The organism is Paraburkholderia sp. BL25I1N1, assembly GCF_003002025.1.
Lineage (GTDB): Bacteria > Pseudomonadota > Gammaproteobacteria > Burkholderiales > Burkholderiaceae > Paraburkholderia.
Genome location: NZ_PVZB01000023.1, coordinates 86,032 through 100,221, shown reverse-complemented (window position 1 = coordinate 100,221; position 14,190 = coordinate 86,032). Strand labels below are relative to the sequence as shown.

General features: G+C 61.4%; 13 protein-coding genes. 8 read left to right on the top strand and 5 right to left on the bottom strand.

The annotated features are described in order from the left end of the window. Window positions 1–59: 59 nt before the first annotated feature. Entirely contained in the window at window positions 60–1,025 is a 966-nt protein-coding gene (locus B0G73_RS29540) for a LysR family transcriptional regulator (RefSeq protein ID WP_106284705.1), read from the bottom strand. A gap of 481 nt (window positions 1,026–1,506) precedes the next feature. Here B0G73_RS29540 and B0G73_RS29530 point away from each other — a divergent pair, with 481 nt between their 5' ends. The 3 genes from B0G73_RS29530 (at window position 1,507) to B0G73_RS29520 (ending at window position 3,882) form a co-directional block, all read left to right on the top strand. Next, the gene (locus B0G73_RS29530) at window positions 1,507–2,127 is read left to right on the top strand and encodes an AMP-binding protein (RefSeq protein ID WP_258193803.1); all 621 of its coding nucleotides are present in this window, start codon (window positions 1,507–1,509) and stop codon (window positions 2,125–2,127) included. Between the two features lie 129 nt (window positions 2,128–2,256). Further along, a complete protein-coding gene (locus B0G73_RS29525; protein WP_106284704.1) occupies window positions 2,257–2,688 on the top strand; it encodes a hypothetical protein in 432 nt (143 codons plus the stop codon). A 162-nt stretch (window positions 2,689–2,850) separates the two neighbouring features. Further along, window positions 2,851–3,882, top strand: a complete 1,032-nt coding sequence (locus B0G73_RS29520) for an FUSC family protein (RefSeq protein WP_106284703.1) — start codon at window positions 2,851–2,853, stop codon at window positions 3,880–3,882. A gap of 139 nt (window positions 3,883–4,021) precedes the next feature. Here B0G73_RS29520 and B0G73_RS29515 read toward each other — a convergent pair whose 3' ends face one another. Next, the gene (locus B0G73_RS29515) at window positions 4,022–4,324 is read right to left on the bottom strand and encodes a DUF4148 domain-containing protein (RefSeq protein WP_106284702.1); all 303 of its coding nucleotides are present in this window, start codon (window positions 4,322–4,324) and stop codon (window positions 4,022–4,024) included. A 220-nt stretch (window positions 4,325–4,544) separates the two neighbouring features. On the opposite strand from B0G73_RS29515, the gene B0G73_RS29510 reads away from it, so the two are divergent. Continuing rightward, a complete protein-coding gene (locus tag B0G73_RS29510) occupies window positions 4,545–4,967 on the top strand; it encodes a VOC family protein (protein WP_106284701.1) in 423 nt (140 codons plus the stop codon). Between the two features lie 25 nt (window positions 4,968–4,992). On the opposite strand, the gene B0G73_RS29505 is transcribed toward B0G73_RS29510, so the two are convergent. After that, a complete protein-coding gene (locus tag B0G73_RS29505) occupies window positions 4,993–5,514 on the bottom strand; it encodes a heme-binding protein (RefSeq protein WP_106284700.1) in 522 nt (173 codons plus the stop codon). A gap of 353 nt (window positions 5,515–5,867) precedes the next feature. Here B0G73_RS29505 and B0G73_RS29500 point away from each other — a divergent pair, with 353 nt between their 5' ends. After that, the gene (locus B0G73_RS29500) at window positions 5,868–7,544 is read left to right on the top strand and encodes a 3-(methylthio)propionyl-CoA ligase (protein ID WP_106284699.1); all 1,677 of its coding nucleotides are present in this window, start codon (window positions 5,868–5,870) and stop codon (window positions 7,542–7,544) included. Between the two features lie 71 nt (window positions 7,545–7,615). Next, window positions 7,616–8,539, top strand: a complete 924-nt coding sequence (locus B0G73_RS29495; protein ID WP_106284698.1) for a phosphorylase — start codon at window positions 7,616–7,618, stop codon at window positions 8,537–8,539. A gap of 666 nt (window positions 8,540–9,205) precedes the next feature. Here B0G73_RS29495 and B0G73_RS29490 read toward each other — a convergent pair. Together B0G73_RS29490 and B0G73_RS40700 are read right to left on the bottom strand one after the other, a co-directional pair. Beyond that, on the bottom strand, window positions 9,206–10,132 hold the full coding sequence (locus B0G73_RS29490) for an NAD(P)/FAD-dependent oxidoreductase (protein WP_106284697.1): 927 nt from the start codon (window positions 10,130–10,132) through the stop codon (window positions 9,206–9,208). A 92-nt stretch (window positions 10,133–10,224) separates the two neighbouring features. Beyond that, window positions 10,225–10,401, bottom strand: a complete 177-nt coding sequence (locus tag B0G73_RS40700; RefSeq protein WP_181196669.1) for a hypothetical protein — start codon at window positions 10,399–10,401, stop codon at window positions 10,225–10,227. A gap of 195 nt (window positions 10,402–10,596) precedes the next feature. Here B0G73_RS40700 and B0G73_RS29485 point away from each other — a divergent pair, with 195 nt between their 5' ends. Together B0G73_RS29485 and B0G73_RS29480 are read left to right on the top strand one after the other, a co-directional pair. Continuing rightward, window positions 10,597–11,388: a phytanoyl-CoA dioxygenase family protein gene (locus B0G73_RS29485; protein WP_106284696.1), complete on the top strand. Its 792-nt coding sequence runs from the start codon at window positions 10,597–10,599 to the stop codon at window positions 11,386–11,388. 438 nt (window positions 11,389–11,826) lie between these two features. After that, entirely contained in the window at window positions 11,827–14,178 is a 2,352-nt protein-coding gene (locus tag B0G73_RS29480) for a TonB-dependent receptor (RefSeq protein WP_181196668.1), read from the top strand. Window positions 14,179–14,190: the final 12 nt, after the last annotated feature.

Below are 14,190 nucleotides of genomic sequence, written 5' to 3'. Positions count from 1 at the left end.
CCGGAATCGCGCCAGGGAAACTACCTGGTGGCGAACCCTCATAGGCCTTAAGGCGGGTCTCAGCTGTCGGACAGCTCCTCGCCGACGCTTTTCGTTTCGTCGTCGGGCGGCGAGATGCCGAGCGCCCTGTCCCACTGTGGTTCGCGCAGATAGCGGGTGCGCAGGAAGTCGACGAAGGCCTTGACCTTGGTGGTCGAGCGATGCGAGGCAGGATACACCGCAGAGAGCCACAGCGGCGGCGCCGCGTACTCCGGCAGCACGCGCTCGAGCCGGCGTTCGAGCAGATCGGCGGCGGCGACCATGGTCGGCAGATAGACGACACCCGCGCCGGCCCTCGCGAATTCCAGCAGCAGGTGCACGCTATTCGTTTTTAGCACCGGATTGAGCGCGATTTCGAAGCACTCGTTGCCGCGCATGAGCGGCCACTTGTCGCCCCACGGGTAATACGAATACCGGGCGAAATCGTGGCGCAGCAAATCGAGCGGTGTCTCGATCAGCGGCTCCTCCTTCAGATAGCCGGGCGCGGCGCAGAGCACGCCGCGCACTGGAAAGAGACGCCGCTCGACCAGCAGGTTCGACGCCGGCGGATAGATTTGCAATGCCAGATCGAAGCCTTCCTGAACCGGATCGATAACGCGGTCGTTGACGGTCACGACAAATTCCACGCGTGGGTAAGCGGCGCGAAATTCGATCAGTGTCTGCGAAAAATGGCCGAGCGCGAAGCCCGGCAGGACGTGGATATTGAGTGTGCCCGCCAGCGCCTGCGGATCGCCGCGCGAGCGCCCGGACAGATCGTGGACCTTGGTGACCAGTTCGGCGCAGTCGCGGTAGTAGGCCTCGCCGAGTTCGGACAGGCGCACCGCCCGGGTCGAACGATGAAAGAGCGGCACGCCGAAATGGTCTTCCAGTTGCTTGACGCGCGAGGTCACCACGGATTTGGCGACACCCAGCTGGCGCGCCGCGCCGGCGAAGCTCTGTGCTTCCGCGGCGCGGACGAACGCTTCCATCGACGTGAATAGATCCAACGCTGTCTCCTGTCGACCACAGTTAGCGCTTTAGCGCTTACTGTGGTCCCATGCAAAGCTGTCGACCACAGTTGGCGCTTTAGCGCTTACTGTGGTCCCATGCAAGGCTGTCGACCACAGTTAGCGCTTTGGCGCTTACTCCGACCCGATGCGCCCGCATTAGCTGCGGCGAGCGCTTTGTCGCCGTCGCCCCTCTGTACCGAGATGCTAACGCGAATTCGGCGGCACATCGCTTTTCTTATGGACCGGGCTCGACAATCGCCGTCCGAAGCTGCCCACCTTGATCTTCAAGAATCATCCTAGCGGCGCCGCCCGGGCAACGCCCCACTACTCGCACCCACACCCGCTAATTCTCCGCTCATTATGCAAACGCACAATCCGTCTCAGCACAGCCTGATTCGCCTATCGAATCACGCATCACTGAAGCGGAGCAATCATGCAACACGAAGAGAAAGCAGCGTTTCGGCCGTATATCGACGCCTTGCTCGATCAACTGGAAACACAAACTGATCGGGCGGTGCTGCGCTATTTCGACCATGACGTAACGGGCAGTACCCTGCGAACGGCAATCTTTCGCTATGCACGGGCGCTTACGGTGCTCGGCATCGGCCGGGGCTCGCTGGTCGCACTGCTCGCCCCCAATTGTCCGGACGCGCTTGCGATCCGCTACGCGGCAAACCTGCTTGGTTCGGCGACGATGTTCGTGCCTGCATCAACGAATGCCGGGCGGCACGCAACCTTGCTAGCCCGCGTCCAACCGACGCTTCTCGTAGCCTTCCCTGAAACTCTTCACGACATACCCATTGCGCTCGAGAGCCGCGTGCTGTTCGTCGGCGTCGGTCCCGCTTCTGCACGCCTGGACAAGCTCGCGCAAGTGCATGCGAATCAGCCGTTGCGCAGACCACTGAGCGCCGATGACCTGGCGGTCGTCGTCTCGTCGGGCGGCACGACGGGTGTGCCCAAATGCAGCCGCCGGTCCTTCGCGGCGTATTCGGCAAAGGTCTGCGCGGCGAACGACGAGGACCGGCGCCAGCTTATCAATGGCCGCCAGCCGGGCGATCGCCGCAATGCCTCCGCCAATGGCCCCCGACCCGCCACATGACACACCCATCATTCGTCTTCCTCAGCTAGCAACCGCGTGAGGTTAGCTGAATTGTCACGGCGATTCGCCCGGACTATCTCAGGGTTCATTTCGCCGCCCCGTTCTTGTCGATATGGAAAGGAGTAGCAAATGCGTCACTATCAATGCAACAGTCCCGAGGCAGCAGGCCGCATCCTGGCGGCATGCCTGTTAATCGATGGACACCTCAGCCTCACTGAACTCGACACCCTCGACCGCTGTGGTATGGAAAGGCGCCTGCAGTTGGATCGGCACCGATTGCTTTCGATCGTGCAAACGCTGTACGAAGACCTGACACGGTCTGGCTATCTGAATTGGAACGACGCATGTCAGGTCGATCCCGCGACGCTCGCCTGGCTCGCGGCTGATGTGCAGGACCGGCAACTCCGTCGCGACATCATGGAACTGTGCAGCGAAGCGGTCATGGCCGACCAACGCCACTGCTACCGCGAAGCCGAGTTCCTGAGACTGCTGCGCGACGCGTGGCAACTTGCGGCCCGTCCCGTTCGGCAAGTTTCGTTAGCGGGCACGTCCGCTTCGTAACGCGTGGCCTCTCGCGCCGCCAGTCATATAATCTGCCGCATGGCTGCGAGGACGGCTCGACATCAGTGTCATAGCCACGCGATAAATGGAGGCTCCTTTCACATGGATCATGCTGTCTTTCCGCATTGTGCCTGGGCCTCTCGTTTCGAGTGCGGCGAATAGATGACGCTCGCCGGCACGCTTGTTCAGCTCTGCCGTACGGCCGTTTTCGGGCTCGTGCGTGAGCTGGCGGCCTGGAAGGCTTCCCGGGCGCGCGCGACATTCGCCGCAGAGGCAATGCTCTCGGTCGCGCTCTCCGTCGCGCTTGCAAACGCGTTGGGTCTATCGGACACGTGGTGGGCCGCAATCAGCGGCTTCGCGGTGTATCGGGCCAACGGGTCCAAGGCGACCTACGCCTGGGTTCTGGGCGGCGTGACGGCCCTCATGGTGATGTACGAAGCGCACAAGCTCGCGTCCTTCCGGGCGACCGCATTGTTTGCGGCGCTGCGCGTCGCCGAGGTCGCGGTTGGAACACTTGCTTGCCTGCTGGTGGCGAGCTTGTTTCATTTCGGGCCGAAGTGGTATCGAAGGAACAGGACGGCACCGGAGGCTTCAACCGCTCGTGCGGCGGGTGAGTCCGACGGTGTACCAGCCGCCGAAAATTTGACGCCGCCACTGGAATCGGCGCGTTCGACTCGCATGCTGTTGTGCTTGCAGGCCGCGCTGTCCATCACAATCCTTGCATCGCTGACGTACGTTCTGCATCTGCCGGGTTTCGCGCAAGCAATGGTCACGGCGATCGCGGTGCTGATCGTGCCGCCGGGTCTGGCAGCAGACGGAACGCGGCAGCCGGTCATGGAAAAGATGGTGCAGCGCGTGGCCGGCTGCCTGCTGGCCGGTGTGATTGGTGTGGCGCTCCTCCCTCTGATGCAAGGGCAGGCAATCCTGTGCATGCTCGCGCTGTCCATCGGCGTGTGGGCAGGATGTCACGTGCAAACAGGACAGGAAGGAGCAAGCTACGTGGGGCGGCAATTCACCATCGCCTTCATCATGGTGTTCGTCCAGGATCACCACTGGTCGTCCGATCCATTGCCTGCGCTCATGCGGCTATCCGGCATTCTCACCGGAATTGCCGTGCTGGCGGTGGTGATGTTCGTGACCGGCCGGCTGTACATGCCGCCCATGCCGCCCATGCCACGGGATGCGAGTCGTTGAGACACATGCGCATCTGGTGTTGTCACCGGGATTCTTTTCGACTGCAGTCATTCAACTGGTAGTCGATCAGCGAGTCAGCAGCACCGTGATAGATGGTCGTATGGTCAATTCGCGGAATCGCTCGGAGCCTGTTGAACGCTCAGCGGCTATACATTGCATTCCAGTCCTCAGCCGACACGCCGCCGCCCACTCGGGACGTAATCGATGCACCGGCGTTGTTACTCGTCGATGCATCGCGCGCCGCCACCTTCGCTTCGGCGGCCTGGACTTCATCAGGATAGTGCGTCGGATCGCCGTCACCGACGTGCCATCCCACGCTCTCCAGTTGCACGAGTTCTGCACGGACCTGCGCACGTGTCGTGTGTTCGGTCGACTGAGCGAACGACGCAACGGGAATCACAAGCGCGCTGGCAAAAAGGACTCCACGGATAATCGATTTCATGGCAAACACCTCGATAAATGTTGAACCTGCCTGTAACAAACTCAATTGTCTGAAGTAGCGAATGAAGTCTGTGCTTCAACGGGGCGCGCATGAATGCACGCAACGATTGGCTCGCCATGCATAAGTGAATATCTCGCCTCCATCAACCGGGATCAGATCGCGCCATCGATCCACATTGCGCTTCTGCGGTAGCATCACCACCACAACCTGGAGGCTCGACATGACTGCGAAACCGCTGACACTTGGTATCGATCACATCGGCTTGACCGTTCGCGATCTGAATCTCACTCGCGACTTTTTCATCAATTGTTTGGGATGGACGCAAGTTGGCGAGAAGCCGGACTATCCGGCTGCGTTCGTGTCCGACGGACAGGTGATGCTCACGCTGTGGGAAGTCCAGAATCAGGCGGGCCGCGTCGAATTCGACCGCAAAACGAACGTGGGCCTGCACCACCTGGCGCTGCGCGTGGGCAGTGAAGCAGCGCTCGAGGACGTGTTCTCGAAGGTGTCGAAATGGCCCGGCGTCGAAGTTCAATTTGCACCAGAAACCTTGGGTGCCGGCCCGAAGCGGCACACGATGATTTTCGAACCGGGCGGCATCCGGCTCGAGTTCGACTTCGATCCGCGAGTCGCGGCGACCTGAGCGCGCGCTGCTACTGGAAGCAGACTCAGTGTGGCAGGCGCTCCGCGACTTTCGCCACGCCCGCCGCCGCGCACACCTCGTCCTTGTCGCCGCCGGGTGCGCCACCGATCCCAAGCGCGCCCACTATCTCGCCATTCACCTTGAACGCTACCGCACCCGGCAATGCCATGACGTTGTGCACGGTCGCGAGTTGCGGTGCGTATGGACTCGTCTTCATCAATTCGAAAAAGCCGCTGGACCGGTCGAAGCCGAATTCCGGGCCTAATGTCACGACGGTAAACGCTTTACGCATACTCGATTCAGCGGTGTGTACCGTGCTCCTGTCTCCGCGCAGTACTACCTGGGGCACGCCATCCATATCGAGCACCGTCGCGCTCACCCAGTAATGCTTCGTTTCGCACACGCGAATCGCTTCTTTCGCCGCGTCGAGGGCGACGTCGAGCGGCAAGGTGTAGTGATAGCCGGACGGCTGCGGGTCTTGTGCCTGACTTGCCGGCGACACGAGCGACGCAATGCATAGCGATGCGGTCAGACTAAAACGTTTCATGGTTACACCGTGCGGGGACGCGATGGCGCGTGAGCAGATCGATAAAGGGCAGTAGCGCGCACATAAAGTCTTGGCGCATGTTGACTGACAATATCTGCTTGTGGTCCAAGCCAACTATAGGAGTCGCGGTGGCCATTTGACACGGCGTGTCGCTGAACAACAGTTTTTCCTTGCTGGAATAAATGCTTCCAGAAATGGATCGGTTGGCGGCAACTATTCCCCATTCGCCATTGCAACAGGTCCGGGGCTAGCCTATCTTGAATCACTGAGCGGGATTGGCCGCGTCGTTTGCGTCAAAGGCCGATCGAAGCATCAGCCAGTCAATTCGAGTACGGATCGAGGGAGACGCGGCCATGACAACACCGCTGCATGGTCAGATGATGGACGTCCCGCTGACGGTTTCTTCGTTGCTGGCGCATGCGTCACGCTACTTCGGCACGACAGAGATCGTGTCGAAGCGCGTCGAGGGCGATATGCATCGGTACACGTATCGCGACTGCGAGCGGCGCGCGAAGCAACTCGCGCAGTCGCTGATCGCGCTCGGTGTCGAAGCGGGCGACCGGATCGGCACCCTCGCATGGAACGGCTACCGGCACCTGGAAACGTACTACGGCACGACGGGCTTCGGCGCTGTCTGCCACACGATCAATCCGCGGCTTTTTCCCGAGCAGATCGCCTATATCATCAATCACGCCGACGACAGTTATGTGCTGTTCGACATCACGTTCGCGCCGCTCGTCGACATGCTTGCGCCGCAATGCCCGAACGTGCTCGGCTGGATTGCAATGACGGACGAGGCGTATATGCCGCGCATGCCGACGGCCGCGTCGTGCTACGAAGCGTTGCTCATGGCGAAGGACGGCGACTTCGACTGGCCGCCCATCGACGAGCGAAGCGCATCGAATCTTTGCTACACCTCGGGCACCACGGGCAATCCGAAAGGCGCGCTGTATTCGCATCGCTCCACGGTGCTGCATGCGTTCGGCGCATCGCTTCCCGATGCGATGGGCCTGTCCGCGCGCGATTCTGTGTTGCCCGTCGTGCCGATGTTCCATGTGAACGCGTGGGGTATTGCGCATGCCGCGCCGTTGACTGGCGCGAAGCTGGTGTTCCCCGGCAAGGATCTCGACGGCAAGTCGCTCTACGATCTGATGGAAGCGGAACGCGTCACGTGTTCAGCGGGCGTACCGACCGTGTGGCTCGGACTGCTCAACTACGTGCGTGAAGCGGGCGTGCGGTTCTCGTCGCTGGAGCGCACGATAATCGGCGGCTCGGCATGCCCGCCCGCGATGCTCAGAATGTTCAAGGACGACTACGGCGTCGAAGCCATCCACGGGTGGGGCATGACGGAGATGTCGCCGCTCGGTACCCTTGCAAGACTCAACTGGGAGCAGACGCAGCGCTCGCCCGACGAGCAGCGCAGGCTGCTCGAGAAGCAGGGACATGTGGTCTATGGCGTCGATATGAAGATCGTCGGCGACGACGGGCGCGAATTGCCGTGGGACGGCGCCGCGTTCGGCGATCTGCATGTGCGCGGACCGTGGGTGATCGACCGCTACTTCCGCCACGATGCGTCGCCGCTCGTCGATGGCTGGTTTCCGACCGGCGACGTCGCCACGATCGACCGCGACGGCTTCATGCGCATTACCGATCGCAGCAAGGACCTGATCAAGTCCGGCTGCGAGTGGATCAGTTCGATCGACATCGAGAATGTGGCGGTCGCCCATCCCGCGGTGGCGGAAGCGGCGTGCATTGCCTGCGCGCATCCCTTGTGGGCAGAGCGGCCACTGCTGGTGGTCGTCAAGCGCCCCGATATGGATGTGACCCCGAACGAGTTGCGTACGTTCTACGACGGCAAGGTTGCGAAGTGGTGGATTCCTGACGATGTCGTTTTCGTCGGCGAATTGCCGCACACTGCAACCGGAAAGCTACACAAGTTGAAACTGCGCGAGCAGTTCCGCGATTACATATTGCCGACGGCACGCGAAGTTCAAAACTGTCCCCTGACCAATCGGATGGCGGGCGGTTAGTACTCACCTGGAAGTCGCGGTAAAGCCGTGCACTGGCAGGCCCAATCACAAATTAATCTCCGCAACGAAGCATGGAAAATCGACGCCTTCAACCTGGAACTCTATGGCCTGCCATGCTGCGCCAGGCGGAGCACGCACTACGCTGCGGCGCGCTGCAACGGATCGAGACTTCGCAGACGGTGCTCGAAAACGACGGCATCCGCTTTGTCGTGCGGCAGGTCTCGAACCTGATCCGCAAGGAGGAGCAGCGCCGACAAACACCAAAGCTTCGCGACGGGGAGCATCTATCGGCGGATCCATTCCTGCCCTACGAGCCGGACCTCTTTGTCGCGGATATCTCCGACACGCATCTGGCTTTGCTCAACAAGTTCAATGTCATCGACAATCATCTGCTGATTGTTACCCGTGACTTCGAATCGCAGAACGCACTCCTCAACCTGGCCGACTTCGAGTCGCTGATTGCCTGCATGGCCGAGTTCGACGGCCTCGGTTTTTACAATGCAGGCGCTGCTGCGGGGGCGAGCCAGGCGCATAAGCATCTGCAAATGGTGCCGTTGCCGCTCGGCGATTCTGAACCGCCGGTTCCCATCGAGTCCGTTCTGGCAACCGCGCTCCTTGATGGTCTGGCGCGGACCGTACCGCGCCTGCCATTCCGGCACGCTTTCGCGAGCCTCGAACCCGGTGCCGCGATTTCCGTGGATGCGGCGCCGTCGCTCCTGTCCCGCTACCGCGCGCTGCTCGAAGCCGCCGGCATCGCGCCAGTCGAAGTCGGCGGTGAACTTCATCAATCCGCGCCCTACAACCTGCTCGTTACACGCCGTTGGATGTTGCTAGTACCGAGATCGGAAGAGCGTGCCGAGGGCGTATCGATTAACGCACTGGGATTCGCCGGATCGCTCTTCGTGCGCGACGCGGCGCAGATGAGAGCGATCGAGCGGCTCGGGCCGATGGCCGCGCTTGCGCGAGTCGCGCTGCCTGTTGGTGCTTTGCGATAACGCGCTTTCACGCTTGAGCAACAAAATATCCACGATCTGTCGCGGACGCCGACTCAACCGCAAAATGTCGACCGTCCTGAGTCGGCGTCTACGACGCTACATGCTTGTCAACGCTTTTGAATCATTCAAGCTTTTTTGGCTTCGTAACTCCTGACGCTAGCAGCGACGATCTTTACTGGCCACCGTTCTGTTTCGAACGGCTAAGTCCGCTATTGACGTCGCTGTTCGCGCCGCTTTTTGTACCCATATTTAACCCGTTGGTCTTCCCGCTGTTGGAACGGGTGGTCGCAGAACTAGTCGAGCCGGAACCCGCACTGGTTCGCGCCCCCGCGTCGGTGCGCGCGTCCCCGGGAGAACCGTAGTCCTGCTGGTCCAACGCTTGCGCGGAACCAGCGCCGGATGTTGAGCTCCGCGCAGCGCCATCGCCAGCTCGCGCGCTTGCCGCAGACGACAACGCGATAACAAGAGCCAAAGCAACGAACGACCTGTTTCCATGTTTCATGACGTACCCCCAAGACGGTATTTCAGGCAGGCGGGCTGCCTTCCCATGCATGAGGCGGCGCAAGCGGCGTGCCGCCTGCCGGCGATTCCTCGCTAGCGCAGCGGAAATGATGGACACAGAGCCTCGGCGTTGCTTCTCCCTGATCAGCGCACTCCGTAAGCACTTCAAAGTGCGTTGTGCGGAAGACTCTTATGAATCGCCGTCGCGGCAACGGCCGCTTCGCCCGAGGCGACGCTGATCTGATTGAGGGTATTGACGATGTCGCCGGCCGCATAGAGCCGTTCAATGCTAGTACGCTGGTGTTTGTCGGTTCTCACCATTCCGTCCTCATCGCGCGCTACGTCGAGCCCCAATACGTCAGTCCGCGGATCGCAACCCATGACGGGATATACCGAGTCGAAACGGTGAACAGTTCCGCTCTGGCCGATGATCTGCACCGCCTGGTCAGCGCCCCGAATTGCGTCGAGTCTCGATAGCGCGATCAAACTGACGCCGCAAGCGGCAGCCGAAGCGACTTCCGCGTCCGATAGCGCGTCGAGCTCGGACGCGACCACGGACACGTCGCGTGAAAATGTCCGCATAAAGATGGCATGTGACAGCGCACACTTCGCCGGCCCTAACATCGCAATACGCTTGCCTTCAGTCTCGTAACCGTCGCATATCGGACAGAGACGAAACAGGCCGGAGCGTGTCAGTTCATCGGCGTTGGGCACTGAGGGCAATCCGTCACGTATGCCTGCGGCGAGCAACACACGTCTGGCGTGCACCGAGCGCGCGGTTTGTGCGTCGCCGCCTCCGATTGGACGATACTCGATCCGGAAACCATCGCTGACAGCTTCGATGGCCTCCACGCGGGCAGGTTCGGGCGTCACGTCGTACGGCGCGAGTTGCTCGCGCAGGTTGGCCAGCCAAGCCTCACCGTTAATGCCCGATGGAAAGCCCGGCACGTTGCGCGCAACAGGGATAAGCCGCGCGCGACTTTCGCCGGCGTCGAAGACTCTCGTCGTGCGGCGATAGCGCGCAAGATAGAGGGCCGCGGTCAAGCCGGCCGGCCCTCCGCCTACGATCACACAGTCGATCGAACCATCCATGGGGAAGCTTCCATTTCGAGCACAATGAAAGGCCGCTCGGTGCGCAATCTATGCGGGCGAGCAAAAGGCTCGCGGCGCAGCCTGCCTCCCTATCAGCCGGCTTCGCCCACCTCTTTCGGGTCGGGCAGCTTTTCGCCGCTATTCGGCGTTGGCGGCGCCGGTTCATTCTTCAGCGACTCTTTCTGTTCGTCGCTCAACCGGCGGTTCGCGGCGGTCGGATCGGACTCGGTTTGACGGGGTGGCGTTGGGCGTGCGGACTCGGTAGTCATATAAACTCCATTTCGATAGGTAGACTGATGCCAACAGACGCGTAATGCTGCGTACGCAAGCATGCGGCGTGCCGCGGCCGCTTGAAAAGGTTCGAGTGCAGGCGCTTGCTCGGTCGGTCTCCTTGATCGGTTTGCGGGTTCACGCTCAACAGAATGCTTTCGACAAACGCTCTATAACTTCAAAAGGAGACAAGCATGGCCATCCTCTCTTCAGACGAACTGGACGAGTACGCGGCGACGTTCGAGCGCGATGGCATGGTTGTGTTGAGACGCCATTTTCCTCAGGCGACGCTAAAAGCCTGGCGCGATGCATTCGAGCCGCTGCTACGCGAGCGCGTCGCCTCGGGGACAACTGCCGTGCGCGGTGACAATCGGCACTACATCACCCTGCCGTTCACGGGTGTGTTCGCCGACGAAAGTATTTTTTGCGACCCGGCCATTCTCGGTATCGTCGAGCGGGTCGCCGGCGACGACCCGGTAATGTGCCAGCTTGCCACCGACACGCCGCTGAATGGCTCGACGTACCAGGACATCCACCGCGACACGCCGCCGCTGTTCGATGACCAGCCGGAAATGCCCTCTTTTCAGTTGGCGGTCAATTTTCCGCTGTGCGACGTCTCCCTCGAGAACGGTCCCTTTGAAACCACGCTAGGCACTCATCGCATGCGTCCGGACGAAGCGATGAAGGCGTGGCGCGAGAACCGGGTCGGTCTGCAGGCGGTCCAGATGGAACTTGGCGACGTCATGGTGCGTGACGTTCGCGCTCTGCATCGAGGTACGCCGAATAGAACGGATCAGCCGCGCCCAATGGTGGTGATCGGCTACAGCAGGAGCTGGTATTTTCGACCGGAGGTTCATATCGACGTGCCGGCCGACGTGGACGAACGCCTGAGCCTCAGGGCGAAGCGGTTACTACGCTACATGCCGCGAGTGGATCGACTGGACGTTGCCCGCGCGCCGGAGGCGTATCAGAAGTTCGCGTATTGAGGCAGTCCACTTCAGCGGTCAACTTGCCGCGAGAAGTGCAGACCTGTTTGTGCGTCCACACCTAATATGGACAGGCAAAAAGGTGCGCACTTAACATTCCCCTGAGGCTGCGGCTCCCCGCGTTTCAAGATTGAACGGTCGCGGTTCCGAAAGCGCGCAGTTCCGGCCTTGCCGCGTGGCTTTTTAAAGGTCCGCTCCGCGATGCGTTTGAAGCATTCGCGGCCGATGTTCGATATGAAGGCGAGCACCTCGGTCGATCAACGATAGCGGAGTCTTTCGCTCCCTCTCCCTGTGGAGCGCAGGTTGCGCCAAGCGGGGGATTGCCAACTCGCAATGCTATGTTATAACATTGCCACCGCTGCGTAACGTCGCCCCTGTCGTCGATGGCGCATCGTGGCCTGACATCAGGCACGTCCACCCCTGAACCACAACAAGACAATGAACCGATCGCCGCTATCGCAGGCCGGTATGCTGCTGCTCGCCTGTACGCTTTGCTCCCGCGCAGTCGCTGCCGGTGGCGACGCCTCACTTGCCGGCACAGTGGCCGACGCCCAGGGCCACACGCCCGACCATGCCCAGATATCGCTTCAGGACGCCAGCGGCAAAAGCGTCGCACGGACGACGGCTGACGCCAGCGGGCACTTCCAGCTCGACCACATCACGCCCGGAACCTACGCCGTCAAGGGGGAGGCCCCAGGCTACGGCACCGTCACCCGCGTCGCGACGGTGACGCCGGGACAGGTGCTCGAGCCGCTCGCCGTCGTGCTCCAGAAAGACACCACGCTCGACGTCACCGTCAATGTGCAGCGCCTTGACCGCGCCCGCAACGGTCTGCTGCCCGAGGTCGGTGCAAGCATCTACCGCATCACGCAGGCCGACATCGACTCGTCGCCACAAGGCGCGAACACGCCGCTCAACCAGGTTCTGCTGCAGGCGCCCGGCGTCGCCAACGATTCATACGGTCAGCTTCACGTGCGCGGCGACCACGCGAACCTGCAGTACCGACTCAACGGCATCATCATTCCCGAACCGATCAGTGGTTTCGGGCAGTCGCTCGACACGCGGATCATCGATCAGGTGAATCTCGTGACGGGTGCGCTGCCGGCCCAGTACGGCTATCGCACGGCGGGCATCGTCGACATCCGCACCAAGTCCGGCGACGGCGGCAACGGCGGCACGATCGACGTATACGGCGGCAGTCACCAGACGATCGAGACGAGCGCCGACGTGTTCGGCTCGAGCGGCCCGTTCAGCTATTACTTCGCCGGTTCGCTCGGCCAGAACAATCTCGGCATCGAGGCGCCCACTTCGGACGGCAGCCCCCTGCACGATCACACGCGCCAGGGCAACGGTTTCGGTTACATGTCGTACCTGCTCAACCCGCTCACGCGCGTGACAGTGATGTTCGGCACTGCAAGCAACCAGTTCCAGATTCCGAATACGCCGGGGCTCGCGCCCGTCTACACGCTGAACAGCCAGTCCACGTTCGACTCGGCGAACCTCAACGAGACCCAGTCGGAGCTGAACAACTTCGCGGTAGTAGCACTGCAGGGCACCAACGGTGGCGCGCTCGACTATCAGGTGGCGCTCTTCACGCGCTACACACGCACCAAGTTCAATCCGGACCCGGTGGGCGACCTCATTTTCAACGGCGTCGCTTCCGAGGACTTCCACAGCAACCAGGCGAATGGCGTCCAGACCGATTTCACCTGGCGACTCAATGATCACCACACGCTGCGTGCCGGTCTCCTGTTCCAGCAGGAACATGCCGTGTTCGACAACACCGTGGCCGTGTTTCCCGTCGACGCGAACGGAAATCAGACCTCCGACCAGCCGCTCACGATTCAGGATGCGAACAGCAAATCAGGCTACCTGTACAGCCTCTATGCGCAGGACGAGTGGAAAATCACGCCGAAGCTGACACTCAACTATGGTCTGCGTTACGACCGCATGGACGAGTATGTGCAGGCCGGACAGCTAAGCCCGCGCGTCGGACTCGTGTACCAGCCGACCAACGCGACGACGCTGCACGCCGGATACGCGCGCTACTTCACGCCGCCCGCGTTCGAACTCGTGTCCGATTCGACGATCAGCAAGTTCAACGGCACGACCAATGAGAGCCCGACCTCGCAGAACGACCCGGTGAAGCCCGAACGAGCCGATTACTTTGACATCGGCGTCACCCAGCGCCTCACGTCTGCACTGACCGTAGGACTCGACGCGTATTACAAGCGCGCCAGCGATCTGCTCGACGAGGGGCAATTCGGCACTGCGCTCATCTTCACGCCGTTCAATTACCAGTACGGGCGCGTCTACGGCGTGGAGTTCACGTCGAGCTACCACCAGGACAATGTGACTGCGTATCTGAATGTCGCATACAGCCGGGCGCAGGGAAAGAACATCGAATCGGCGCAATTCAACTTCGGCGCCGACGAACTGGCCTACATCGCAAACCACCTGGTCTACCTCGATCACGACCAACGCATTACCGCGTCGTTCGGTGGCAGCTACGCCCTGGGCCAGACGACTTTCACGACAGATGCGATCGTCGGTAGCGGCCTTCGCAGCGGCTTTGCGAACACCGGGCGCCTGCCATGGTATGCGCAGGTCAACCTCGGCGTGATCCAGCATTTCAGCGAGCCGCTGATCGGCAGGTTCGATGCGCGGCTCGTGCTGGTCAATGCCTTCGGCCGTGTCTACGAGCTGCGTGATGGATCCGGCATCGGCGTAGGCGCGCCACAGTATGGCCCGCAGCGAGCGATCTACGCCGGCCTTACCAAGCACTTCTGATTATTCCGGCAC

Coding starts and splice junctions, on each gene's coding strand:
- B0G73_RS29525 (WP_106284704.1), top strand. CDS start 2,257: ATGCGTCACTATCAATGCAACAGTCCCGAGGCAGCAGGCCGCATCCTG.
- B0G73_RS29520 (WP_106284703.1), top strand. CDS start 2,851: ATGACGCTCGCCGGCACGCTTGTTCAGCTCTGCCGTACGGCCGTTTTC.
- B0G73_RS29515 (WP_106284702.1), bottom strand. CDS start 4,324: ATGAAATCGATTATCCGTGGAGTCCTTTTTGCCAGCGCGCTTGTGATT.
- B0G73_RS29510 (WP_106284701.1), top strand. CDS start 4,545: ATGACTGCGAAACCGCTGACACTTGGTATCGATCACATCGGCTTGACC.
- B0G73_RS29505 (WP_106284700.1), bottom strand. CDS start 5,514: ATGAAACGTTTTAGTCTGACCGCATCGCTATGCATTGCGTCGCTCGTG.
- B0G73_RS29500 (WP_106284699.1), top strand. CDS start 5,868: ATGACAACACCGCTGCATGGTCAGATGATGGACGTCCCGCTGACGGTT.
- B0G73_RS29495 (WP_106284698.1), top strand. CDS start 7,616: ATGGAAAATCGACGCCTTCAACCTGGAACTCTATGGCCTGCCATGCTG.
- B0G73_RS29490 (WP_106284697.1), bottom strand. CDS start 10,132: ATGGATGGTTCGATCGACTGTGTGATCGTAGGCGGAGGGCCGGCCGGC.
- B0G73_RS40700 (WP_181196669.1), bottom strand. CDS start 10,401: ATGACTACCGAGTCCGCACGCCCAACGCCACCCCGTCAAACCGAGTCC.
- B0G73_RS29485 (WP_106284696.1), top strand. CDS start 10,597: ATGGCCATCCTCTCTTCAGACGAACTGGACGAGTACGCGGCGACGTTC.
- B0G73_RS29480 (WP_181196668.1), top strand. CDS start 11,827: ATGAACCGATCGCCGCTATCGCAGGCCGGTATGCTGCTGCTCGCCTGT.